Genomic DNA, 25,769 nt, shown 5'->3' with positions numbered 1-25,769 from the left:
ATTATTATAAATTTGATAAGTTAGAATTGATTGCGAATTTGTCTATCGAGCCTTGCATTTCGTTATATGCGTATCCTTTCAGTATGTTATCACGTAATTGAATTTTAACAAATGATGATTCTGATTTGCTTTTTGCTGTCCACCAATTTGGCATAATTGGATTTGAATCAGCGACAGCAGTTATAACATATGTGATTCCATTAACAAAATTTGCTTGATCTTGAAAAATCGGATAAGTCCGTTCATAAATATGAGAATGTCCGCCAAAGACTATATTAACTTTATATTGCTCTAATATTGGAACAATATCATTTTTAACATCTACATTGGGATGAAAATAATTGTATTTATAATTTGAATTGTATGGAGGACGATGCAATAAAACAATTTTCCAGGTTTTGTTTGTTAGGGCTAAATCAGAATTTAACCAATCATATTGAGTACTGCCCATAGAAAAATCAGTTTCGGTATCTAGTACTACGAAATGGGCATTTTTATAATCAAATGAATAATATGATTGATTTTTTGGATAAGTATTAAAAAGAGTAAAATAATTATCTAATGCATATTCGTGATTTCCAATGACAGGAAAAAAAGCAGAGCTTAATCCTTTTTTGGGTGTTTTATTGATGATAGAGCTTTCCAGTCTTTGAAACACTTCCCATTCATTAACAGAATCATCTTGGGTAAAATCGCCAACATGAAAGGCAAAATCGTATTTTTGGTTGTTAATTCCTTCGATTATTCTTAAATGATTTGTACGATCTACTTGTTGAGTATCACCATAGACAACAAAATTGAAAGTATTATCAGGAATAAAAGCTATTTCTGAATGAACGTTTTCATTTGCTAATTTTAATGTTGTTCTTGAATTTAAAGCCAAGCTATAACTACTTAAAATTGGTTTTTTGCTATCAGAGATTAATAATTCTTTATTATTGTCTGAATTAACATTGCCGAAATTTGGAATAATATTCGTTGGATATTTGACAACACTCAATTCTTTTACAGCATTTGTTTTGAAACCAAAACGAAAGATTTTGCATGCTGTGCCTTGTGATGCTTGGCAAGCAGCAATTTCATCGTAACTGTCGTTATTCATATCTCCTGCTGCAATATTTACTCCGCCTCTGAATTCTTGGTCAAAGATTAGAAATTGTCCGATTTTTTTTGCTTGGTCATTATAAATTTCTACATATGGCGCTTGGCCAGAATTAGTTGTAACAATAATTTCGTCTTTGCTGTCAGAATTTATATCTCCTGTAGCAACACTTAATCCTCTATTGAAATTTGTTGGAAATGCCAAAATATCTGGCATTATTTTTTTACCTTTATAATTAAAAATGCTTAATATCGGATCGCTATGTATGCCAGGAGCAGTAATAATTTCTTTTTTGCCATCATTGTTTGTATCGCCAACTGCAATATCGATGCCGTTTTTGAAACTTTTTCCATAAGCTAAAAACTTTGAAAGGAGTTTTCCTCTTTTTGTGTAGACTCTAATTTCTGGTTGCCATGAGCTTTTTGGTGAGACAACGATTTCATCTTTATTATCACCAGTTAGATCACCTACAGCAATATTAATGCCACCAGAAAAATATTTTCCATATGGATAAAATTCTTTAATTTTATTACCTGTATTCAAACTATAAGTTCTGATTGGCTGTAACTCATTTTGTTTTATACCAGTGACAATAATTGATTCAGCAAAAACAAAATTACTTGTTTGGAATAAAGTAAAGATCGTTATACAAAAAATAACAAATTTTTTCATGATTTGTTTGTTCTTTATGTATTAATTTTAACTTATGTTCCTGCTTTTGACAAGAAATATTTTAAGTCTTAAATTTGAAAATTTTGAGATATCAAATTAGCGAAGTCAGTTGGTTTTGGGTTATTTAAACTAATTTGCTTGTTTAATGACCAAAAACCATGTCTTGAATGATCGCCAAATTGGCCAATGGCTTGCATACCATGATCAGAAATGATTAATATAGTTGCATCTGGGTGTTCTGTTTGGACTTTTTTGGCAATATCATTTAATTCTTGATAGATTAATTTCATCTTTAATTCTTGTCCGAAACTCAAGTGGCCAACAACATCAGCTAAATTAAAATAGCCAAAAACTAAATCTTTATTAGTCTTTAATTCTTTAAAAAATTGTTCTTTAACAAATTTGTGATGGTCAAAGGCGCATTTATCAAATTCTTTAATTCCATTTTTTTTGTCAAAAAAGCCTTTTAGCAAATCGCGTTCTGTTTCATGTTGTTTTAGGACATAGGAAAATCCTGGAACATCAATTGTGTAATGGCTTTTGAAATTTTTTAAAAAAGTATCTTCTGGTTTGATTTTTGAACCCCACATTTTGGCGCCTTGCTTCAAGATGTCTGCTTCTAAATTTTTGCCAACCATAAAAGATGACCAAATAACAATTGTTCTTGGTTCTTTAAATTCGGACAAATCTGTCATGCCATGTGATTGTTGTTTGAGATTTGGAAAATTGTTTTTTTCGACAAAATCGTATTCCAAACCATCGTAACCTAGAATTATAAACATAAGAATTTAGAATCTGGAATCTAGATTCTAGAATGAATGAAGAATTTGGAATTTAGAATTCTACATTCTAAATTCGATTCAAGATTCAAGATTCTAAATTCTAGATTCTCGTAAAATTATTTAATATCTGGAATAATTCCTCCAGCCACAGTATCATATTGATCAGCAAGAACGAAACGTCCTGTTTCTTGGACTTTGGAAAAAGCGTCTATTACAATTGGTTTTTCTAATTTTATTGTAACTTCGCCAACTTCAGTATTATTAATTACTGGTGCATTTTCTTCTAAGGTTTCTAATGTTGATGAATTTACTCTTTTATTAATTATTGAAATTGTTCCTGGAACTTCTTGAGTAACTGATCTGAAAACTATTTTTTGGCCTTTTTTATAGCCTTGTTTTGACATCCAAAAAACATTTGCTTTGATTGTATCAGAAACTTGTGGTGCTTCTTCTTTTTTGCAAATTATTTCTCCTCTTTCAATAAAAGGATCATCTTTGATTGTAATGCCGATGCTTTCGCCTGCATGAGCTTCTTTTTTATTTGGATTGCCAAATTCTTCAATGGATGTGACTTCTGACTCATTATTTGATGGCAACATGATTATTTTATCACCTTGCTTGATTGAACCTGATTCTAACCTGCCAACCAAAACTCTCTTATCACCTACTTTGTAAACGTCTTGAATTGGAAAACGTAAAGTTTCATTTGCTTTATCTTTAAGCGGAGTAAAGCTGTCTAAAGCTTCCAAAATTGTTTTTTCGTTGTACCATTTCATGCTTGTTGATCTTTTGGCAATGTTTTCACCCTTGTTTGCTGAAACTGGAATGATATAAGTTGGTTTTAAATTAATTGAAGATAAGAATGTTTTTAATTCTTGGACAACTTCATTGAATCTATCTAATTTATATTCAACTAAATCCATTTTATTTACGGCAACAATAACTTGTTGAATACCAAGCATACTTAAAACATAAGCATGGCGTTTTGTTTGCTCTTGAACGCCTTCGCTGGCATCAACAATCAAAATAGCTGCTTCAGCTTGTGAAGCGCCAGTAATCATGTTTTTCAAAAATTCTTTGTGACCAGGAGCATCAATGATGACATATTCTCTTTTTTCTGTTTTGAAGAATATTTGAGTTGTATCAATTGTGATTCCTTGCTCTCTTTCTTCTTGAAAATGGTCGGTAATAAAACCAAATTCCATTTCTCTGCCCAAAGATTCACAAACTTGCTTTACTTCGGCAACTTTGTCTTCTGGAACAGCACCGGTATCATAAAGCAAACGACCAATTAAAGTTGATTTACCATGATCAACGTGACCAGTTATGACCAATTTCAAATATTGCTTTTCTAACATATTTTTTTTAATTAAATAAATAATCAAGATACAAGATACAAACAAATTTCAATAACCAATATTCAAACTCGTCGCGTTTGGTTATTTTAATTTGGATATTGGAAATTGTTTGTATCTTGTTTCTTGTATCTTTATAAAGACTACATATAACCAAGTGCTCTCAATTTATTCATCACATAAACACTTTCTTTATCTTGTGCTCTGCCTGATCTTTCAGCAACCTTTGTTGTTTCTAATTCTTCAACAACTTGATGAACATTGCATGCATTAGAATCAACAGGACCACAACATGTTTCACAGCCAATTGATCTGAATCTTTTGCCATTTTTTGCAAAATATAAATCAACGATTGGAATATTTTCTCTTTCTACATATGCCCAAATATCTTTTTCTGTCCAATCTAAAAGCGGATGTACGCGAATGTGTTGTTCAGATGCTTGTTTTGATTTATATTGATCCCATAATTCTGCTGGCTGATCTTTGTAGTTCCATTGAAATTGTTGATTTCGTGGCGAAAAAACTCTTTCTTTTGCTCTGATGCCATGTTCATCGCGTCTGATGCCTAATAATAAAGCTTTGAATTTGTATTGAGCAATTCCTTGTTTTAGAGCTTCTGTTTTTAATTGACCACAACATTCAAGTTTGTCTTTTGTCTTTGGATTCATTCCAGCTTTTAAGGCTTCTTCATTCCTATGAACAATCAATTTTAAATTCCATTTTTTTGTATATTCATCGCGGAATTGATAGATTTCTTTAAATTTAAAGCTAGTATCAATATGCATAACTGGAAATGGTAAGTGACCATAAAATGCTTTTCGACAAAGCCATAATAATGTTGTTGAATCTTTACCAATTGACCAAAGTTGAGCAATGTCATGATATTGCTTGTAAGCTTCTCTAATAATGTAAATACTTTTTGCTTCTAGATTGTCTAAATGTGTCATATTTTTAATAATTTAAGTTTCTAAAAAATAAAATATAATTTCAACACTCTAATTGTAGCTTGTAGTATAATTATTTGCAAGTATCAAACTGTAGATAATTCCTTGATTTTTTTTATTTTTAGGTTAAAATAAAGAAGATAATCTAAATACATGGATCCAAAACAAATCATTAAATTTATATTAATATTTCTAGCAATTTTGTCAATCATTGCTTTAATATCTTCTATTTGGCTTGGTTTTGCAAATTCTTTTAGATTGGTATTTGGAATTATTTATGTTTTATTTATTCCTGGTTTTGTGTGGAGCTATGTCTTTTTTCGTAGAAGCGGATTTGACGCTGATACTAACGCTGATACGACGCTGATAAATAGTTCTGACGAAAAAAATGACGGTATTGATTGGGTTGAAAGAATTATTTTATCTATTGCTTTATCTTTGGCTTTGGTGCCGTTAGTGATATTTTTTGTAAATAAGATTGGTGTAAAAATAAATCTGCTGAGTGTAATGATTGAAATTTTTGGAATTATTTTAATTGGGGTAACAATAATAGTTGTAAAGAATTATATAAGTTTAAGTAGAAAGTAGAATGTAGAAAGTAGAAAGAACTACTTGCTACTTACTACTTGCTGCATTCTATTATGTTGAAATATGATTATCTTGTAGTTGGTGCGGGATTTGCTGGATCAGTGATTGCTGAAAGATTGGCATCGCAACTTAATAAAAAAGTTTTGATTATTGATAAAAGAGATCACATTGGAGGTAATTGTTTTGATTGTTATGATAAGTCTGGTGTGCTGATCCATAAATATGGTGCTCATTTATTTCATACTGATAAGAAAGAAGTTTTTGATTATTTATCAAAATTTGCAAAATGGCATAAATATGAACATAAAGTTAAGGCTTGTCTCAAAGATGTCATTTATGATATGCCGATTAATTTGAATACGATAAATAAATTTTTTGGTAAAGATTTTGATCAGAAAGAATGCAAAAAGTATTTAGATGAAATTAAGGTAAAGATTAAAAAACCTAAAAATGCAGAAGAACAAGTTGTTTCACAAGTTGGTTGGGAAATTTATGAAAGTTTTTTTAAGAATTACACTATTAAACAATGGGAAAGGCATCCGAAAAAATTAGATGCATTAGTAACTGCAAGAGTGCCAATAAGATTAAATACTGACGATCGATATTTTGAAGATCCGTACCAATTTATGCCAAAATATGGTTTTACTGATCTTTTTAAAAGGATATTGAAACATAAAAATATCGAGATTAAATTAAAAACTGATTTTAAAAAGATAAAAGATAAGATTGATTATAAAACTTTGATTTATACTGGTTGCATTGATGATTTTTTTGAAAAAAAATTTGGCGCGCTGCCCTATCGATCGTTAAAATTTAAATTTAAGAACTATAATCAACCTTTTTATCAAGATTATACTGTAATTAATTTTCCGAATGAACATAAATATACGAAAGCTGTTGAGATAAAACATGCAACTAAACAAAAGATAGATAAAACAACAGTTGGTTATGAATATCCGTCAAGAACTGGCGAGCAATATTATCCAGTTTTTGAACCAAAAAATCAAAAATTATATAATCAATATTTTAAATTAGCGTCTAAATTAAAGAATGTTTATTTTATTGGAAGATTGGCTGAATATAAATATTACGATATGGACGATGTCATTTTTAGTAGTTTAAATTTATTTAAAAAATTAAAAAATAAGGTTTAATACAATGAAACAAGCATTAATAACAGGAATAACTGGACAAGATGGATCATATTTAGCTGAATTATTATTATCTAAAGGTTACAAGGTTTTTGGAATGGTTAGACGTTCTAGCACTGAAACAGTTGGCAGAATCAGCCATATCATGGATAAACTTGAACTGATTCAAGGAGATTTGACTGATCAAAATTCATTAAGAAGCGCTTTGCAACAATCAAATCCTTCTGAAGTATACAATCTTGCTGCTCAATCTTTTGTACCAACTTCTTGGAATCAACCTATTTTAACAGGATCTGTAACAGCTTTGGGTGTTACAAATATTTTGGAAGCAATTAGACAAACTTGTCCAAATGCAAAATTTTATCAAGCTTCGTCTTCGGAAATGTTTGGAAAAGTAAGGGAAGTTCCGCAGAACGAAGATACTCCTTTTTATCCTCGTTCTCCTTATGGCGTTGCGAAAGCTTATGGACATTTTATTACTGTTAATTATCGCGAAAGTTATGGAATGTTTGCTTGTTCTGGAATTTTATTTAATCATGAATCGCCAAGAAGAGGCTTGGAATTTGTAACAAGAAAAATTACTGATGGTGTAGCTAAAATAAAATTAGGCTTGGCGTCTGAATTACGTATGGGAAATATAGATTCCAAAAGAGATTGGGGTTTTGCTGGCGACTATGTTGAGATGATGTGGAAAATGTTGCAACAAAATCAGCCAGATGATTATGTTATTGCCTCTGGTGAAACACATTCTGTTCGAGAATTTTGTGAAATTGCTTTTGCTCATGTTGGTTTGAATTATCGAGATTATGTTCATGTTGACGAAAAATTTGTTAGACCTGCAGAAGTTGATCTTCTTGTTGGTGATCCAAGCAAGGCAAGGAAAATCTTAGGATGGAAAGCAAAAGTCAGCTTTAAGGAACTTGTAACAATGATGGTTGATGCTGATATTGCAAGATTGAAAGAGCAAAGTAAGTCAGCAGAAATGTTGAAATATCAAAAATTGAATTTTGGAAGCAAAGGTGATATCAATCTAGCAGCTCTTAAAACTAATATTATAAAACCTAACGCATAATGATGAAAAAGAAAGCTTTAATAACAGGAATATCAGGATTTGTCGGACCATATTTGGCAAAAGAATTGCTAAAATATAAATATGAGGTTTTTGGAATAGACAGAACTGGAACAAGTAATAAGGAACTAGTAACTAGTAAGATTTTAAAATGCGATTTGTTGGATAAAAAAAATGTTTTTCAAGTTATAAATAAAATTAAGCCAGATTTTGTTTTTCATCTTGCTGGTTTTAGTTCTGTTAAAGATAGTTGGGACAAACCGGAATTATGTAGAAAAATAAATGTTGAAGGCACTAAGAATTTGCTCGATGCAATTGTTAAATTAAATATTAATCCTAAAATATTAGTTATTACTTCTGCTGAAGTTTATGGCAAGCCAAAAGTATTGCCTCTTAAAGAATCTTTTGAATTGCATCCGGAAAGTCCTTATGCAAAATCAAGAGTTGAGCAAGAAAAATTATTATTAAATTATAAAAATCTAGATTGGATTGTTTCACGCAGTTTTAATCATACTGGGCCAGGCCAACAACCTATTTTTGTTATTCCAGAATTTGCTAAGCAATTAGCAGAGATAAAGTTGAAAAAATCAGAACCTGAAATTTTTGTCGGTAATTTAGATGCAAAACGTGATTTTAGCGATGTTCGAGATGTTGTCGCTGCTTATCGAATTTTACTTGAAAAAGGAAAAAGCCATGAGACCTATAATGTTTGTTCCGGCAAGTCTTATGTAATTAAGAGCTTGCTTTCAAAAATGATTAAAATGTCTGGAAAGAAAGTTAAGGTTGTTATTGATAAAAATAAGTTTAGGCCAGTTGATATTATGGATTTAAAAGGAGACAATAAAAAGTTTAGAAAACTTGGTTTTAAATTCAAATATAATATCGATAAGACTTTGAAAGATAGTTTGAATTGGTGGATTAAAAATAATTAGCATGGAAATAGCAAAGACTGCGACAAAAAATGTTTTGTTTTTATTTACAGCTGATATTCTTTCTAAGATTATCAATTTTTTTTATGTAGTAATTTCTGCTAGATTTTTAGGAGTTGATGACTACGGCATGCTAATGTTTGGCATGTCTTTTGTTGAAATTTGTGGTATTGGATTAGATCTTGGACTATCTGCAATTCTGATACGCGAGATTTCTAAAAACGAGTCAAAGATGAATTCCTATTTTAATAATGTTTTGTTCATTAAAATAATTTTAATTCTTGTCACGTCTTTAATCACTGGATTAATCTTATATTTTGTAAACTACGGACATGATTTAAATATTATAATTGTTGTTTTGTTTATTACAGCAATTATTAATTCGTTTGCATTAATTTTAACTTCAGTTTTTCAGGCATTTAATAAGATGCAGTATGTTTCAATTGGCAGAATTGTTTCGACTTTGGTTATTTTGATAGGTGCTTTCTTTTTGATCAGGATAGATGTTAATGCAAATGCTGTAGACTTTGCTTTTCTTTATCTCGCTTCTAGCATTGTTCTATTTCTTCTGTCATTATTGATTTATATTTTTTATTTTAAGGCAAAAATTAGATTTACTTTTGCAAAAAAACATTGGTTAAATATTATCAAGCTAGCTTTGCCGTTTGGTATCTCAGTAATATTTGTGACAATTTATTATCGTATTGATAGCGTAATGCTTAAATTTTTTAAAGGAGATAGCGAAGTCGGCTTGTATAATGCAGCTTATAATTTAATCTTTGCATTGAATTTTATACAAGGAATTGTTATTACATCGATATATCCGATAATGTCAAAACTTTTTGTATCGTCTCGAGAACAACTAATGAAATTGTTTGAAATATCAATCAGGATTTTGGCGATTTTTGCTTTTCCAATAGGAGTCGGAACAGCTCTACTAGCTGATAGACTTATTTTGCTTATCTATGGCGAAAAGTTTATTGCAGCTTCATCCTCACTGAGAGTTCTGATTTGGGCTTTAGTATTTATGTTCTTGAATGTATCCATCGCCAATCTTATGAATGTTGTTAATTTACAAAAAATAGTAGCTTATCAAATCATTATTGCAGCAATTTTTAATATTGTTGCCAACGTGTTTATTATTCCAAAGTATGGAGCTGCTGGTGCAAGCTTCACAACTGTTTTATCAGAAATATTAGCATTTATTTTACTACTTTGTTTTAGTCATAAATACAATTTTAAAATATCAAGATTTACTATTTTAAGTGTTTTGAAGATAGTTGTGTGTACTGCTATTATGGGTGTTTTTGTTTATTTTGTGTTGAATTTGAATCTTTTTGTTGTAATAATTTTAAGCGCTATCGTCTATTCTGTTTTAATATATATGTTTAAAGTTATTGATAAAAATGTTATAAAATTATTTTTAAAGCTAATCTTAAATAGATGAAATCTCAATATAATTTTGGTGGCTCAGAATTAGATGTCTATAAAACTCAAAAATATTTTTTGAATTTTTTTGCAGGTCGCAAAAATGTTCTAGATCTAGGTTGTGGTCGAGGAGTTTTTATGGAAATGTTAAAAGGAATTAACGTTAAATCAATCGGGGTTGACAATAGCGATGAATCAATAAAATGTTGCAAAGAAAAAAACTTGAATGTTTATAAGAGTAATATTGTAGATTTTTTGAACAAAAATAAAAATAAGTTTGACGGCATATTCTTGGGGCATATCATTGAACACTTTTCCGTTAACGATGCAAAGCATTTATTGCATTCCTGCTATAATTCTTTGTCCGACGAAGGAGTTTTGGGTATTATAACTCCTAATTCTGCTTCGTTTCAGGTTATGTCAGAAATATTCTGGCTTGATCCAACTCATGTTCGACCATATCCATTACTCTTGCTTTCTGATTTATTGAAAGAACAGGGTTTTAAAATTGTTGATTCATGCAGTCTTATTTCTGCTAATAGCATATACGATTATCTAAAACGCAGTTTTGAGAGCATTATTAATTTAAAAATTACTGGGATAAATTCTTATATAGTAGCAAAAAAATGAAAATTGCTTTAGATGTTAGAATCGCGCAGTTTTTACCCTACTCTTACAGAGGCTTTGGTTACGTTGCAAAAAATTTGACAAAATCTTTGCTTGAAAAGCATTCTGGAAATCATGAATTCTTTATAATTGGATATAATAATTTTTCAAATTTTAGCATACTTAATTTAGAAAAATATACTATTTTAAAACCATTATCTTTTATTGATAGTAATATTTATTTTAATTTTTATAGAAATTTTCAGTTTATTGAAAGCTATCTACTTAAAAAAACTCTCGAAAAAAATAACGTTGATATTTTGTTGACTTTTTCTACTGGTGATAGCGATTTTAGAATTCAGAAAGGAAACTATAAAGTCATAAGAGTATTTTTTGATATGATTCCGCTGATTTTTGAAAAGCAATATTTAAGATCTGAAAAGTTGAAGAAAAAATATCTTAATTATTTGCAAAGTTTTACTGATTCTAATGCAATATTAGCAATTTCTGAAAGTGCTAAAAATGATTTACTTTCAAAAATTAAATTTGATAGAAATAAAGTTTTTGTTGCATATCCTGGAGTAGATGTTAGGTTCGATAAATTAGAAAAATCAAATATTAAGAAATACGGAATTGAAGGCAAATATATTCTTCATTTAGGCGGATATGATTTTAGAAAAAACGTTAAAATGATTCTTGAGTCCTACAATAAATTAGATTTAGATATTAAGAACAACTATAAATTAATTTTAGCTGGCAAGATTCCAACAAATGATAAAATTGAACTAGATAGTATTATTTCTAAATTAAATCTTAAAAAGAACGTTATTTTTGCAGGTTTTATTGATAATAAAGATCTTCCTAATTTGTATAGAAATGCTGCATTGTTTGTTTTTCCTTCTCTTTATGAAGGTTTTGGTTTGCCAGTAGCTGATGCAATGCGATTTGGATGTCCAGTTGTAACCTCTGACAATTCTTCATTAAAAGAGATTGCTAACATTGGAGCGATTTTAGTTGATCCGTTAGATACTGATTCAATAAAAAATGCGATGACAAAAATTCTATCCGATTCTGATCTTAGAAATGAATTAATTAAAAAATCCCACGAAAATGTTAAGAGATTTACATGGGATAGAGCTGCTTTAAAAACTATTGATATTTTTGCTAATCTTTAATTTTGATTGTAAACTTTTTGGAATATTTGACTTATTTTTTCTCCAGCTTTTTGACAGTCAAATAGATCTAATGCTCTTTTTCTTGCTTTAGTACCTAACTCAATCCTTAAATTCTTGTTCTTATACAATAAATCTATTTTTTTAGACAATTCATAGCTATCTGCTGGTGATACTAAGATTCCCGCATCCCCGATAACTTCAGGAATTGATCCTGATAATGTAGAAATGACTGGTTTGGCGCATGCCATGCTCTCTATAAAAACCATACCAAATTGTTCCTGCCATTGTTTTACTGGAATGCTTGGCAAGACGAAGATATCAGCCAAGTTATGTACTTTTGGTAGATCTTGATAAGGAAAGTTCTTAATTAATCTGATATTTTTATCAATTTTCATTTTTTTCGATAATGAAGTAATTTTCTTAGACATAGGACCGTCCCCGACTATCAATAATTTAACTTTTGAATTTTTTCTTATTATGCTTGCCACCGATTTTAAGACATCTTGTATCCCCTTTTCCCAAACCAATCTGCCGATGCAAAGAATAATAAAATCATTTTTTTTAAATCCTAGTCTGTTAAGCATTTCAGTATCTTTTGACTGAGGTTTAAATCTGTTTAGATCTATTCCCATATACAAGACTGTAATTTTTTTTGGATCAGCGCCTTCTAGTATCAATGCTTCTTTTGCACGAATCGAGGTTGCAATAAAATGATCCGCTTCTTTCAATGTTTTTTTCTTGTTTAATCGTTGTTTATTGAAAAATTCATTATTAAATGGTATATTTTCCCATACTGTTACAATAACTTTCTGCTTAGGATTTTTCTTTTTTGAATCTAGCGATTGGATAGTATAAGGATTAAATGTTTCAATTGTATTTATAATATCGAATTTTGATAAATATTTTGTTAGAAAAAAAGGATAATCTATATTGCCAAAAAAGAATTCACCAAAATAATGGCCAATTTTTGAATCATTAATTGGTTTTGCCAGAGAAAAAAAATTCATAAGCGGTAATTTTATATCTTCTGTTTTAAAAAATTGTGGCTTTGCATAAATTCCTTCTACGCTAAAATTTTTTGCGAGAGGCTCGTAATTTTGCATTTCCCATTTATTGATTGTTGCTCCACGTACTATTGCGACTTTCATACAAGCTTATATATTTATCTTAATTTAGTTCAGTGAAATTTGAGTATTTATTTAATTTAAGCATATAAATGGCAATCAAGCAATTAAAAATCGGAATAGATGTTACTGGTATCCATAGAGTTGAAAAAACTGGTACTGAGACTTTTATTTATAATTTAATAGAAAATTTAAAACTTGATCGCAATAACAAGTATGTTTTGTATTCTTATTATGATTTGGCTCCTGATTTTATTTTGCCTGATAATTTTTCAATTAGAATATGTAAATTAAAACCATCAGTAGGAAGAGACATTCTAATGTTTTTATTTTGGAATGTTTTGTCTTTACCAATCATGATTGCGAAAGATAAGTTGGATATTTTTTTATCAACTAATCAGATGGGGCCTTTATTTTGTACAACAAATTTGTTTACTGTAATTCATGATCTTTCTTTTCTAACTCAACAGGAATGTTTTAATTTTAAAGACCGTTTGATTTTTAAATTTTTTGCTAGACTAACTATCCTAAAATCTAAGAAAATTTTTGCAGATTCGATTGCCACAAAAAATGATTTAATCAAGTTTTACAATGTTTCTCACGAAAAGATTAATGTCGTTTATTTGGGTTATGATAAAAATAAATTTTGCTTGCAAAAAAAGTCTGAAATCATTAGGTTAAAACAAAAATACAATATAGACTCTGAATATATGCTTTTTGTAGGCACTCTTCAAAAAAGAAAAAATATCAGAAATTTAATATTAGCTTTTGATTTACTGAAGAAAAAATATGAAATTAATGAAAAACTTGTAATCGCAGGCAAAAAAGGCTGGCTTTATCAAGATATTTTTGCAACTATTATGGAAAAAAAGTTAGAAAACGATGTAATATTCACTGATTATGTCTCTAAAGATGACATCTCTCCATTATTAGCCGGCGCAAAAGTTTTTGTTTTGCCATCTCTATACGAGGGTTTTGGTATTCCTATTTTGGAATCAATGGCTACTGGAACTCCTGTAGTTGCTTCAAATATTTCTTCACTACCAGAAGTTACATCTGATGCAGCAGTCTTAATTAACAATCCTAATTCAGTTGAAGAAATAGCCGAGAAGATTAAATTAATAATTACTGATAATAATTTAAGAAATGATTTTTCAAAGCGTGGCTTGAAGAGAGTAAATTACTTTTCCTGGAAGAAAATGTCTGATGAATACTTAAAAGTTTTTAATAATTATATTAGATAAAATGAACATAGCAATTGATTCAAGGCCATATTTTGAGAAACAGAAAGATGGAATATCTGGATATTTTACTAATCTATTAGATAATATTGTCAAAATTGATCATAGTAATGATTATACTTTGTTTGTTAATGAGGATTGTGCTAATAATTTTGATTCAAGAAAGATTGATTTGAAGATATTGAAGAATCCCAAAATGTGCTGGCCTCAAACTAGACTAACTTACCATTTTTTGACGAATAAAGATAAATTTGATTTGTTTTTTGCACCAGCTCACTCTATCCCCTTTTATACAGGCTGCAAAAAAGTAGCAGTTATCCATGACTTGGCTTACAAAAAATTTAGAGAATATTTTACAAATTTTGATTATATAATGCTGTCTAAATTGACAACTAATTTTGCAATAAAATATTCTGATCATTTAATTGCTGATTCAATATCAACAAAAAACGATATTATTGAATTCTATGACGTTAAGCCAGAAAAAATTTCTGTTATCTATCTTGGTTATGATAAGAATAAATTTTATAGAAGATCGAGCGAAGAAATTGAGAAAACTAAGATAAGATATAAAATAAATAATGACTACATTATTTTTGTTGGAACGTTGCAAAAAAGAAAGAATGTCGAAAGATTAATTAGAGCTTATGATTTGCTAGTGAAAAAAGGAAGAAAAGAAAAACTTGTTATTGTTGGTAAAAAGGGCTGGCTATATGATGATATTTTTAATGCAGTTTCGGAACTTAGACTAAAAGACAATGTCATATTTACTGATTATGTTCCTGAAAATGATTTATCAGCATTGATTTCTGGCGCAAAATGTTTTGTTCTTCCTTCTCTGTATGAAGGTTTTGGCTTGCCTCTTTTAGAAGCAATGGCATGCGGAACTCCGGTAGTTACGTCAAATGTTTCTTCACTTCCTGAGATTTGCTCTGATGCCGGCATCTTGATTAACAATCCATATTCTATTGAAGAAATTGCAGAAAGAATTTTGGGTTTGATTGATGATGATTTATTGAGAAGTAATCTTTCTTCAAAAGGTCTAGAGCGCGCTAGATTATTTTCATGGGAAAAATGCGCTAAACAAACTTTAGAAGTTTTAACTCGTGTAAATGAGCAATAATCCAAGGGTATCAATTGTTATTTTAAATTGGAATGGCCTTAGCGATACTATGGAATGTTTGAATTCGTTAAAAAATATTAATTATGATAATTATGAAGTAATTTTAGTCGATAATAATTCTAAGAATAGTGAAGCAAAAATACTCAAAGATAAATTTGGCAATTTTATTAAATTAATTTGCAATAACCGTAATTACGGATTTGCTGAAGGCAATAATATCGGTATTTCTGCTGCCTTAAAAAATGGTACTGATTATGTTCTTTGCTTGAATAATGACACTGTTGTGGAGCCAAATTTTTTACGGGAGATGATAAAGTTTGCTGATAATGATGTTGGGATGATCGGCGGAATTATGATTAACTATTATGATCAAAAAAAGATTGATAATGAGGGTATTTTAATAACAAAATCTGGCTTAAGTTTCAGCATTAAAAATGATAATTATAAGTACTTAGGACCATGTGGCGGAGCTGCTTTATATTCTACAAAAATGCTGAGAGACATTGAAATAGATGGAAAATATTTTGATTCTGATTTTTTTATGTATGCTGAAGATGTTGATCTCGCGTTTCGCGGTCATTTGCTCGGATATAAAGCTTTAAAATCTGAAAAATCATTTGTTTATCATAAGATTTCTGCAAGCTCGAAATCAGGTAGCGATTTTTCTTGCTTTTATAATCAGAGAAATCATATTTGGTTGATAGCTAAAAATTTTCCAGTTGGATTAATTTTTAGATATGGAATGTATATTTTACTTGGTCAGATTACTGGTTTCTTTGTTTATTTGAAAAGACGCAAACTAAAACTTTTTTTGAAGTCAAAAATTGATGCTTTTAAAAAAATAGGCTTGGTTTTTAAAAAGAGAAATATAATACAAAAAAAAATCCGTATTTCGAATAAAGAAATAAGGAAACTATTTGATAAAAGGATTTTTTTAATTAAATATTAGTTATTCAAAACTTCGAATATCTCTACATTGCCGAATTTACTATTGAATTCGGTTTTTTTATCCAAATTACTAGCTTTTGTTAGATTGCTATTATGCCATGGAAATTTTTCTAACCCAGGCCACCAGCCAATTGGTTCCTTGCCCGCATAAATATAGCTAATGTTATTTTCTTGAAAATACTTTTTTGATGATTCGTTGTCTGGATCGTTAAAAGCTAAATATTCTTTTTTATCTTTAATGTTTTGAATGATAACTGTTTCACGATCTGTTAATAACGATATATAATCTCCCCAACCTCTTGTTCCAAAACCAGGAGTAATTAAGATTTTAGAGTTTTTCAGAGTATTGTTTTTTATCCAATTGATTGCTTGCGTATCTACAGGCTGAACTCTTTGCATCGTATTATAGCTAATTATGTGGTCAACTCTTTTTGCTGTTGGAATAATAAGTAAAAGTGTAATTGCAAATGAAACATACAGTTTGTATTTTATATTATTTATAATGCTGATGCTCAGAATTATAGCGATGCTTGATAAGATACAAATCGGTATGGCCATATCACGCATATAGCGGAGATGTTCTACTGTTATTGGTATTGATGCGCCAATAATTAATGCCAATAGCCAGGAAAAAAGTATTGGAGCAGAAAAGTCATTTGTTTTATTATTTTTAGCTTTAAAAAATATACATAAAATAATTCCTAGAATTGTTAAATAAAGCAATAAATTATTGCTCAGTAGATCGCTAATCCTTGCGAATGATGGCATAACATCAGTTTCTGCCAATACTATTTGAGCTGCATTTGTTCCTCCGACTGCAATATCTGGAAATATATTTTTAAAAACGCTATTGATTATTGCATATCCATAATATGGCAAGGCAAACAAAAAACCAAGGATAGCGATTGCTGCACATATGATTAAAAAGATCAATAATGCTCTGAAGTCTTTTTTAATTAGTGAATTTACTAGTAGATAGATAAACATTAAGCCTAAAAATATACAAAAATATGTAAATGTAAGATGATGGGTCAAGATTAGACATATAAAGAAAATGGAAGATAACGAGATATACCGAACATCGTAGTTACTTTTTAGCGCTTGATATAAGAAATATAATCCAAAAATAAATAAGAAACCGCTAGTAAAGACACTTGGTAATGAACCATCTTCCAATGTTTGAATCGGCTGTCTTGAAACAAAAGCAACTAAAAAACATGCTAAAATAGCGATATTTATTCCAAAAGCTTTCTTTGCAAACATGAAAATTGCTGCGAGGACAAGCATTAATATAAATGGAACTCCAAACGTAAGGACTGTAGCACTAGATTGGCCTGTTATTAAGGAAATTGTAGCAATCAAAATATGGAATACTGGAGGATCAAGAACTTGATTTGGATATCCTGTTTTAATAATTTCCTGAGCATGGCTGATATGCCTAATTCCATCATCGCCTAAAAGAATTGGATATTGGTTATAAAAAATACTAGTATAAAACAAAATACCTATTGCGAGCAATAGTGATAGGAAAATTAGATATTTTGTTTTGTTTTTCATTACGCTTTTTTATTTTAGTAAATTCTTAAAGAGAATTATACAGTTTTCTTACTTGTTGAGCAGTTTTCTGGATACAGTACTTTGAAACAAGATTATCAATGTTTTTTGTATAAACTGCTGGATCTCTAAGTAAGGTATTTATTGCACTTGCCAGTTGGTCGGCTTTTTTTGGCTCTATAATTATTCCAGCATTATTTTCTTTTATTTCCCTTGCTATGCCGACAACGTCTGTTGCTATGACTGGAGTGTCGCAGGATAGTGCTTCAAGCAGGACAATTCCAAACCCTTCTTGCTCTGAATCGCATGAAGGAAGAATAAAACACTCGCATTTATTATAATAACTAATTAATTCATTATCAGCAACAAATCCAATAAATTTGACATTGCTTTCAATACCTAAACCTTTTGCTTTTTTAATATAATCACTTTGTAATTTTCCTTTTCCTCCAACAATCAATTTAACGTCTGGATTTTCTTTTTTAACTAACCTGATTGCTTCAAGAAGATAATCTAATCCTTTGTACTGATGATATTCATCTAAAATGCTTAAGAAAAATAATGTATTTTTTTCTTTATCAATATTTATTTTTTTGAATTTTTCAGTATCAACACCAATTGGAATAAATATTATTTTATTTGAATATTTTTTTAAATATTTAGATGTTTCTAAAAAATTTGGGCCGATAATGATAATTTTATCAGCTAGTCTCAATGTAAGCCTTAGAACTGTATTATTATATATTTTTGCAATAATATCGCTGATTCCGCTTCCTTTTATATCATTACAATAAGATATTACTGCCTTTTTGCCTTTGAGTTTTGCGATTAGAACTGACCAATCAGAACTCCATGGAGTTGGGAAATAAGTGTGAATCAAGTCAAATTTTTCTCTTAGCAATCTAAATGGTAAAGATAAAGTAATATTTGTATTTGCAATTTTTAAAAAGGTTCTAAGCCTACTTATTTTTATACTATTTGATTCGTTAAGATTTGTCTTAGGTTCATCTGCACAAATAACTTTGACATTATTGTTTTTGGCTAATTCAGAGCTCAAATCTAAGGCATATTTTTCGACTCCGCCAATTGCTGGATAAAATCGAACAGGAGTTTGAATAATTTTCATAAATATTTTGAATACTAGATTAATGAGTAGCACTAATTATTTTTAGTGCTACCTGAAATCTAGTAGACTGTTATATAGCAGACAACTCCACAATGAACAGTTATGGTTTCTCCAGATATGGTTTCGATGTGTGAAAAATTAGTTGAAACCCCAGTTAATTGTATATATTCGTTTGATAGATCTGCTCCAAAATCTAATTGAGTTGTAGTTTCATTAATGGCTGTTGAGCTTACATCTTCATTGGAAAGTTTGTTAAATGACTTAGATATAGTACCATTACTTAAAAGATGCACAGCCGCTTTAATTATCCCCGGCGTTCTATAGAGACCGTCTCCATCAATAACATCATTAATTGTAGTGGTGCCTGCAACGCTAAGATTCTCTTCAATCGTAGCTGTGCCTTTAACTTTTAGATTGTCATCAACAGTAACTGATTTTTTCTTATTTGGGTTAGAAATTTTACCCTTTACGTAGAGTTTACCTTTGTTTTTCTTGTTACCAATAGTTAGTACTTTGTTAACTAGACCATTGTCGATTGTCCAAATTGATGCTGCACTAGCAAAGGCGGTAGTCAAAATAAATGCTCCACCTAAAACTAATGACAGAATCAATACTTTTTTGTTCTTCATTTTGTTTGTTTTAATTATTAATAAATATATTAAAGACAATTATTATATAAATTTGTGACTTTATTTATAATCTTTGGCCACTGATAGCTTGCAGCTTTTTCGATACATTCCTTCTTAATTCTGTCATCGCTATACTGTTGCAAAGCTATCTCAATCTTTTGTGCTAATTGCAACTTATCTAATTTGCTGGTATGCCCTGTAACATTGTCGATGACTAAATCTTTGGCTGCATTATCTTCATGATCGATTACGATTGCTTGTTTGCCACAGGCATTTGCCTCTAGGACTGAGATACCGAATCCTTCTCTTGTTGAAGGAAAAACGAATACTTTTGAGGCATTAACATATGAAAAAAGCTTGTTTTCTTCTTGAGAAGCAAGAAATTTAATATTATTTTCAAGTTCGTATATTTTTGTAATCTTTTGGAGTGATTCTTTTTCTGGACCTTCACCAACTATTATACATTTTATTTCTGGTTTTTTTATTTTAAGAATATTTATGGCCTCAATAAATAAATCAACATTTTTATGATTTAGAAGTCTGCCAAAATAAATGCAATCTGATTGTTCGACTTTTTTAAAATTTTTAAATTTGTTTTCATCTATTCCAGTTGGCGGTATAAATACAATTTTATTTGTTGAAACATTAAATTTCTGGATTAACTTATCCTTGGTTAATTCAGAAATAGCTATGAAATTGTCAGGCAAATAAGTAGAAAATTTTTCTACTAAGTAACCGAAAATCCCTTTCCATCCAAGATATTTCATCCAATATTCTCTACCCCAGACTTCAAGCCAAGAAACATTTAGTTTTTTTCTTTTTAACAGCGTAACTAGTTTCAATGGAAATAATTGGAAGTATGGAACTTGATCTGCTTCGATGATGTCAAATTTTTCTTGCAATAAAGGAATAAATACGCTTAAGCTAAATAAAAGAGCTTGTTTGATTGATCTTCTTTTATTCTTTTTATTATACAGCTGATAAAGCTTTGAAATCCCATGTAAGGTAATGTTATCTTTTTTTATTACACTATCCCCTTGCCACCATTTCATCGTAAAAATATGGACTTCGTGTCCAAGCGTCACTAATCTTGTTGTCACTTCGTAAATTCTTTTTTCCTTGCCACCTTTAAAATATGGATAGATTGAATCTGAAACAAAAACTATTTTCATTTGCTTCTTTGATTAAGTTGCTGAAGCTCTTTGAATCTTCGATTGATAGTATCAACAACCAAGCCAGTAATAAAAGTTATTGCTCCTAAAATTATCAGAGAAACTGATAAAACAGCTGAAGGCAGTCTTGAAACAAATCCAGTTTGATAATATTCAATAATTATTACAACGCCAATTATAAAGCCTATAAAAATCATAATTCCTGCGAGTAATGGAAAAAAAGTCATTGGTCGATAATCGCGCAAAATCGATAATATTGTATACAGAATTTTAGATCCGTCTCTAAAAGATTTAAGTTTAGAGTGACTTCCTTCTGGTCTCTCCTTGTACTTTATTGGAATTTCTTTAATACTTAAGTTTTTTTCTAATGCTTGTAATGTTAATACTGTTTCGACCTCAAATCCATTAGCGAGGATTGGGATATTCTTAACAAATTTTTTATTCATTACACGATAACCTGAAAGTATGTCTTTAAAATTACATCTAAAAAAAATATTTATAATTTCCAAGATAACTCTATTGCCAAATTGGTGCAACGGCCGAAGTGTTTTTTTTGTAGCTTGTTCCAGCCTTGTGCCAACACTCATATCAATTTTCCCATCAAATACAGGTTGTAACAGCTTGTGTACATCGTCAGCAAAATATGTATCATCTCCATCAACCATAATATAAATATCAGAGTCGATTTCATCAAACATTTTTTGAACAACATAGCCCTTGCCTTGTTTTTCTTCAGTCATCACGATTGCATTACTCTCTTTTGCCAATTTAACAGAATTGTCATTAGAATTATTGTCTATAACTATTATTTCCACATTTGGCAATTCTTTTTTAAAATCATTAATAACCTTGCTAATTGTTTTTTCTTCATTATAGCAAGGTATAACTATTGTTATTTTTTTTGTTGTAATATTATTTGCCTGTGTCATTCAAAATTTAGCTTAAAATCATCAAAATAGATATCGAGATTTTCTTTTGGTTTTACTCCTCCAGGTGCAATTTTAAAGCCAACTGGAGTTTTATTGCCATAGTCATCTTTGGATAAAACTAATTCATTATTTTCATAGAACTCTAGCTTACCCTCTTTTGTCCAAACTAATTTAATTTCTGACCATTCATTCAAAGGTAGGTTATGCTTGAATTCGTATATTTTTCCATCCTTTGAGAGATATAGCGCTTTTGTTGTAGACAGAAAAACAAGACGATTTGGACTAGATGGCTGAAAATTAGTTATACTATAAGGATTATTATCAGTGAATGTAATTGATAAATCTGCTCCAGGAATAAATTTTTTAGGATTAATCATAAAGGTGGTTGTTATTTTTTCTGGGCAATTATCAAATTTTATTTCTCCTGTAGATTCACCTGTCTCATTGTTAAATTTTATTGATTGCTTACCTTCAATTTTTTCCTTTTGTGAAAATATTGTTGATGGGCTGAATTGCCATTTTTCTCGTGATTGTTTTTCATCTTCAAAGTTATCTTGAATTAAATTAATTATTTTACTTGAAGAAAGCGCATCGCAATATTCATTATTCGATAAATCTTCGTTAATTGGCATTTCAACAATTTCAGCTTTAAATTTTGATATTGCTGTGCCTATACTATTATTTTCCTTAAAAATTTCATTATTATTTTCATCAAAAAGCTTGAAGGTAATTTCGTTATTGCCAGGTTTTAAATTTTTTAAAACTATATTGTTATCTTTGTCGTTTTTTGTATCAATAATAAACAATTCCTGTTCATTCGTCCAATCTTCATTGAGATAAATCTTTAATTTCCGATTTTGATTAGTCTCATTAATTTTAAAAGAAAAATTTATGTCTCTGGGCGCGTCGTAAGAATTTATAATGCTTATTTTTGAATCGCTATACGCTAGATTAAAATAATTATTAAGTTGCGGGTTCCAATAATTTAAATCCCAATTGCTAACAAATTCAATCAGTGGTTGCAGATCATTATCCGGATTTTTAAGTTTGAAAACAATAAGTTCATCATTATTAATTTGAATATCTTCTATGCCAGTATTACTAATAATAAATTTCACTAAATTTGTAAAATCTGTTTTTGAAAGCCATTTCTTGTAGATTCCAATGTATCTTACATTATACTTATTAATGGCATCTTGTCCAGTTTTATAATAATAATTTTTATCTAAAATATTTATATTGGGTTGTATAAACAGATCATTAAAATATATATTGCTAATCACTGATGGTTTTTCAATAATTTCTTTTGCATTAATAAAATCAGACTCATTAACGAAACCGTTTTTATTATTCAATTCGTTAATTTCAGGATACATCATAATCTTTGAATTATCACCAAGCTCAAGTTCTTTTGAAAAATCAAGAACAGAAGATTCATTGAATTGTTTAATTCTTACATTGTTAAATTGAACAGATTCTCTTATCTTATTCGATTCATCTATATTTTCAATCTCATCACCTGAATATTTTTTAACGTGGAATTGAATTATGTTTTTTCCTTGTTTTAAATTGTGCAAAATGATAACGAATGCTTTTTTGTTTGGGCTAATAATTAGCTTATCTACATTTTCATTGTTTAACGTTACATAAATATTTCTTAGTTCAGCTTCTGTTTTCGCTTCAAAGTATAACTCAGCGTCTGTTGTTTGAGTAGAAATATTTTGAATAATAAAAGTAGAATCGTTTAACATCCACCTCTCTTTATTAAATGTTTTTATACCATTTGTTGCGAAAATAGTTGGATCAAAATCTGGTAACGACCAATTCTTTCCTTGGTAAACGATTAAATTATTTGGTGTATTTTTATTACTTATTCTGTAGATTAGTTTATCGCCTACTAATTGTCCTGTTCCGACTGCATTATTTTTTACAAAATTAACTATTTTTCTGAAATTGATGATACCATCGGAATTTTCTCTCTGTTTTTCTAGTAATTGTGAATCTATTACTAGATATTTGACATTTTTATCTCTAAAATAATTAATAATTTGATCAGAATCTTCTTTTATAAAATAAATTTGATCGCTTTTGCCGGTTAAATTGTTTACTATTGGATCGAGGTCAATATTTTTTCTATTTTCAAAAAACAAACTTTGATTTAGAATTACATTATTTTTAGTATCTGATTTATTGTAGAGAAATGAAGATGGTTGTTTCGATAAAAAAGTTAGATAAACCATAACTTCATTCGGTGATAACTTTTTGTAAAATTCTGGAATTTTCTCACTTGGTTTCCAAGCAATCCAACTAAGTGTAAAAATAAGTGCAACTAAAATGCTCGTAATTAATATGCTTCTATTTGGATTAAGTTTAAATTTTAGGAAAAAATAGTTTAACCCTGCTGTCAAAACGATTATAAAAAATATAAGTGCAAAAATAAGAAATTCTCGCAAATCAACTGTTTGATTGAAATATGGAAAAAAGCGATACAGAAATATATAAGGTAATGGAATTTGTGTATCGAAAATCTGACCGCTGGTTTTTAGATATGGTCCTAATGAAAAAACAAAGAAAAGAATTGAAAGGAAAAATGAAAGGGCTACCCACCTATTTTTTTTGAAGGTAAAAGAAGATGATACTAATAACAAAATTATTAATAACAATACGGCTATTCCGACGATTGATATAATAGCAAAGCTTTGAAAAAAAGGAATAACGTTTTTAAAAGCATCAGTTAAAGAAAAAGAATTATATAGGAAATACTGATTTTCTAGTCCGAACGGTTCGATTTTATGAAATAAGAAATAATATTTTAATCCAAAAATAAATATGAGCATTAAAAATAAAATTGCAATTTTGTATAGGTTATAGATATTTTCCTTCTTAAGAAGATCTTTGAAAACTGGCACAAGTCTAAAAGTAATAATTATAATCGTTAATAGAAGCGTACAAATCGCAAAAAATAGATTAAAACCAACAATAAAAATATAAGAGAGTAAAGTAAGTAATGCAGAGATTGGACTTGGGTTATCAAGAAATTTTAAGAGAAAGAAAATGAAATAAAGGACTAAGACTACTGGAAAAAAAATCAAGGAGAGCAACCCAAATATTATTCCACCAAAAATGATACTTAAGATATTAATTTCTTTTTTAAATATTTTTTCGAGAAGTAAAAAACCGCCAAAAGCTCCAAATGGAAAGAATAATAGCCAAAAAATATTAAATGCCAATGGTTCGAAAAGCACTAAATGTAAAAGATATCCTAAAAATAAAGGATTAAAAATTTCAAATATAACAGTCATGACTGATCGATTAGTGAATTTATTGTCAAAATTATTAATTAGATCAAAATATCGTGCATTTTCAGCTGATAAGCTAGGGTCAATCGCAAGATGACTTGGTATTAAAAAAATTGCCGGAAGCGTAACTATTATTCCAAAAATAAAATAGATAACAAAAATTTTTAGTTTTTGCTTTGTTTTAAAAAATGTTAGGATATTATTCATATTTTTGGCAACTTATTTTTTCTTTCTCTTCTCAAATTGATTAAATACTGTATGAATAAACCAATTGCTCCAATGACAAGCAATAAATAAGCGACGTTTGCAGCTTTTTCTGCAATTGGATCAGCTTTGAAAAAAAGAAAAAAACAACATATTGATAAAAAGATAATTGCAAGAAAAATGATCGAACGCGGATCTATTAATTTGAGAAGTAGTATTTTTAACTTAATTCCAAGTGGCTGTTTGTTGAGTGCTAAAAAAAATACACCAATAAGAATCAAAAAGGCGATAATTCTAAATGGAAATAGCATAGATTCTTGATAAACACTTATTGGGATAGTAATTCTTTTTTCTATCAGCCAAATTAAATCAATGCTTAAGAAACTAATTAAAAAAATCAGCATAGATTTTTCTCTTTTAAATCCATTTTTGCTGGATACGCGATTCAAAATTATAACATCTAATATAATTGCCAAAAGAATTGAATAATCTAAGTATGAGTAATAATTAAACTGGGTATTAAAAAGCAACCTCAAAATAATTAGGGTGAAAAAAATGGGTATTAAAATTAATGTGAAAACAAAGATAATTTTACGAACTGCTATCATATTGACATTTT

General features: G+C 29.3%; 22 protein-coding genes. 10 read left to right on the top strand and 12 right to left on the bottom strand.

The features are described from left to right. Positions 1 to 4: 4 nt before the first annotated feature. From WC663_03050 to cysD, 4 genes are all read right to left on the bottom strand, one after another. Positions 5 to 1,774: a metallophosphoesterase gene (locus WC663_03050; protein ID MFA6296304.1), complete on the bottom strand. Its 1,770-nt coding sequence runs from the start codon at positions 1,772 to 1,774 to the stop codon at positions 5 to 7. 68 nt (positions 1,775 to 1,842) lie between these two features. Further along, entirely contained in the window at positions 1,843 to 2,556 is a 714-nt protein-coding gene (locus WC663_03045) for a hypothetical protein (GenBank protein ID MFA6296303.1), read from the bottom strand. Between the two features lie 116 nt (positions 2,557 to 2,672). Continuing rightward, a complete protein-coding gene (locus WC663_03040) occupies positions 2,673 to 3,914 on the bottom strand; it encodes a GTP-binding protein (GenBank protein ID MFA6296302.1) in 1,242 nt (413 codons plus the stop codon). 140 nt (positions 3,915 to 4,054) lie between these two features. Next, positions 4,055 to 4,858: a sulfate adenylyltransferase subunit CysD gene (gene cysD, locus WC663_03035; protein MFA6296301.1), complete on the bottom strand. Its 804-nt coding sequence runs from the start codon at positions 4,856 to 4,858 to the stop codon at positions 4,055 to 4,057. 150 nt (positions 4,859 to 5,008) lie between these two features. Between cysD and WC663_03030 the strand changes: the two genes are divergently transcribed. From WC663_03030 to WC663_03000, 7 genes are read left to right on the top strand one after another with little or no spacing between them, the layout of a single operon-like run. Beyond that, positions 5,009 to 5,443: a DUF1616 domain-containing protein gene (locus WC663_03030; protein ID MFA6296300.1), complete on the top strand. Its 435-nt coding sequence runs from the start codon at positions 5,009 to 5,011 to the stop codon at positions 5,441 to 5,443. A 53-nt stretch (positions 5,444 to 5,496) separates the two neighbouring features. Further along, a complete protein-coding gene (gene glf / locus WC663_03025; protein ID MFA6296299.1) occupies positions 5,497 to 6,597 on the top strand; it encodes a UDP-galactopyranose mutase in 1,101 nt (366 codons plus the stop codon). 4 nt (positions 6,598 to 6,601) lie between these two features. Continuing rightward, positions 6,602 to 7,666, top strand: a complete 1,065-nt coding sequence (gene gmd / locus WC663_03020) for a GDP-mannose 4,6-dehydratase (GenBank protein ID MFA6296298.1) — start codon at positions 6,602 to 6,604, stop codon at positions 7,664 to 7,666. Beyond that, positions 7,666 to 8,595, top strand: a complete 930-nt coding sequence (locus WC663_03015; protein ID MFA6296297.1) for a GDP-mannose 4,6-dehydratase — start codon at positions 7,666 to 7,668, stop codon at positions 8,593 to 8,595. The genes gmd and WC663_03015 overlap by 1 nt, the downstream gene beginning before the upstream one ends. Position 8,596: 1 nt before the next feature. Further along, positions 8,597 to 10,039: a flippase gene (locus WC663_03010; GenBank protein MFA6296296.1), complete on the top strand. Its 1,443-nt coding sequence runs from the start codon at positions 8,597 to 8,599 to the stop codon at positions 10,037 to 10,039. After that, complete coding sequence (locus WC663_03005; GenBank protein MFA6296295.1) at positions 10,036 to 10,650, top strand: methyltransferase domain-containing protein; 615 nt, start codon at positions 10,036 to 10,038, stop codon at positions 10,648 to 10,650. Before WC663_03010 ends, WC663_03005 begins: the two co-directional genes overlap by 4 nt. Next, positions 10,647 to 11,801 (top strand): glycosyltransferase family 1 protein, encoded by a 1,155-nt coding sequence (locus WC663_03000; GenBank protein ID MFA6296294.1) that lies wholly within the window; start codon positions 10,647 to 10,649, stop codon positions 11,799 to 11,801. Before WC663_03005 ends, WC663_03000 begins: the two co-directional genes overlap by 4 nt. Here WC663_03000 and WC663_02995 read toward each other — a convergent pair. Further along, positions 11,798 to 12,949, bottom strand: a complete 1,152-nt coding sequence (locus WC663_02995) for a glycosyltransferase (protein ID MFA6296293.1) — start codon at positions 12,947 to 12,949, stop codon at positions 11,798 to 11,800. The genes WC663_03000 and WC663_02995 overlap by 4 nt on opposite strands. A gap of 68 nt (positions 12,950 to 13,017) precedes the next feature. On the opposite strand from WC663_02995, the gene WC663_02990 reads away from it, so the two are divergent. From WC663_02990 to WC663_02980, 3 genes are read left to right on the top strand one after another with little or no spacing between them, the layout of a single operon-like run. Beyond that, positions 13,018 to 14,169, top strand: coding sequence for a glycosyltransferase family 1 protein (locus WC663_02990; GenBank protein ID MFA6296292.1), 1,152 nt, complete (start codon positions 13,018 to 13,020; stop codon positions 14,167 to 14,169). A gap of 1 nt (position 14,170) precedes the next feature. Continuing rightward, the gene (locus WC663_02985) at positions 14,171 to 15,289 is read left to right on the top strand and encodes a glycosyltransferase family 1 protein (protein MFA6296291.1); all 1,119 of its coding nucleotides are present in this window, start codon (positions 14,171 to 14,173) and stop codon (positions 15,287 to 15,289) included. Then, positions 15,279 to 16,238, top strand: a complete 960-nt coding sequence (locus WC663_02980) for a glycosyltransferase family 2 protein (protein ID MFA6296290.1) — start codon at positions 15,279 to 15,281, stop codon at positions 16,236 to 16,238. Before WC663_02985 ends, WC663_02980 begins: the two co-directional genes overlap by 11 nt. On the opposite strand, the gene WC663_02975 is transcribed toward WC663_02980, so the two are convergent. Genes WC663_02975 through WC663_02945 form a run of 7 tightly spaced genes read right to left on the bottom strand, consistent with a single transcriptional unit; the run spans position 16,235 to position 25,554 of the window. Further along, positions 16,235 to 17,794, bottom strand: coding sequence for a hypothetical protein (locus WC663_02975; protein ID MFA6296289.1), 1,560 nt, complete (start codon positions 17,792 to 17,794; stop codon positions 16,235 to 16,237). The two genes, WC663_02980 and WC663_02975, sit on opposite strands and share 4 nt — an antisense overlap. A gap of 25 nt (positions 17,795 to 17,819) precedes the next feature. Continuing rightward, positions 17,820 to 18,917 (bottom strand): glycosyltransferase family 4 protein, encoded by a 1,098-nt coding sequence (locus WC663_02970; protein MFA6296288.1) that lies wholly within the window; start codon positions 18,915 to 18,917, stop codon positions 17,820 to 17,822. Between the two features lie 59 nt (positions 18,918 to 18,976). Continuing rightward, positions 18,977 to 19,546 carry a hypothetical protein gene (locus WC663_02965; protein MFA6296287.1) on the bottom strand — a complete coding sequence of 190 codons (570 nt, stop codon included), beginning with the start codon at positions 19,544 to 19,546 and terminating at the stop codon, positions 18,977 to 18,979. Between the two features lie 29 nt (positions 19,547 to 19,575). Further along, complete coding sequence (locus WC663_02960) at positions 19,576 to 20,718, bottom strand: glycosyltransferase family 4 protein (protein ID MFA6296286.1); 1,143 nt, start codon at positions 20,716 to 20,718, stop codon at positions 19,576 to 19,578. Further along, a complete protein-coding gene (locus WC663_02955) occupies positions 20,715 to 21,647 on the bottom strand; it encodes a glycosyltransferase family 2 protein (GenBank protein ID MFA6296285.1) in 933 nt (310 codons plus the stop codon). Before WC663_02955 ends, WC663_02960 begins: the two co-directional genes overlap by 4 nt. Continuing rightward, on the bottom strand, positions 21,644 to 25,153 hold the full coding sequence (locus WC663_02950; GenBank protein MFA6296284.1) for a hypothetical protein: 3,510 nt from the start codon (positions 25,151 to 25,153) through the stop codon (positions 21,644 to 21,646). The genes WC663_02955 and WC663_02950 overlap by 4 nt, the downstream gene beginning before the upstream one ends. Further along, positions 25,150 to 25,554, bottom strand: coding sequence for a hypothetical protein (locus WC663_02945; GenBank protein ID MFA6296283.1), 405 nt, complete (start codon positions 25,552 to 25,554; stop codon positions 25,150 to 25,152). The genes WC663_02950 and WC663_02945 overlap by 4 nt, the downstream gene beginning before the upstream one ends. Between the last annotated feature and the right edge of the window lie 215 nt (positions 25,555 to 25,769).

This window comes from Patescibacteria group bacterium, from assembly GCA_041662665.1.
In the GTDB taxonomy this organism is placed as follows: domain Bacteria; phylum Patescibacteriota; class JABMPQ01; order JABMPQ01; family JAQVVF01; genus JAQVVF01.
This window is presented reverse-complemented; position numbering and strand designations above follow the sequence as displayed.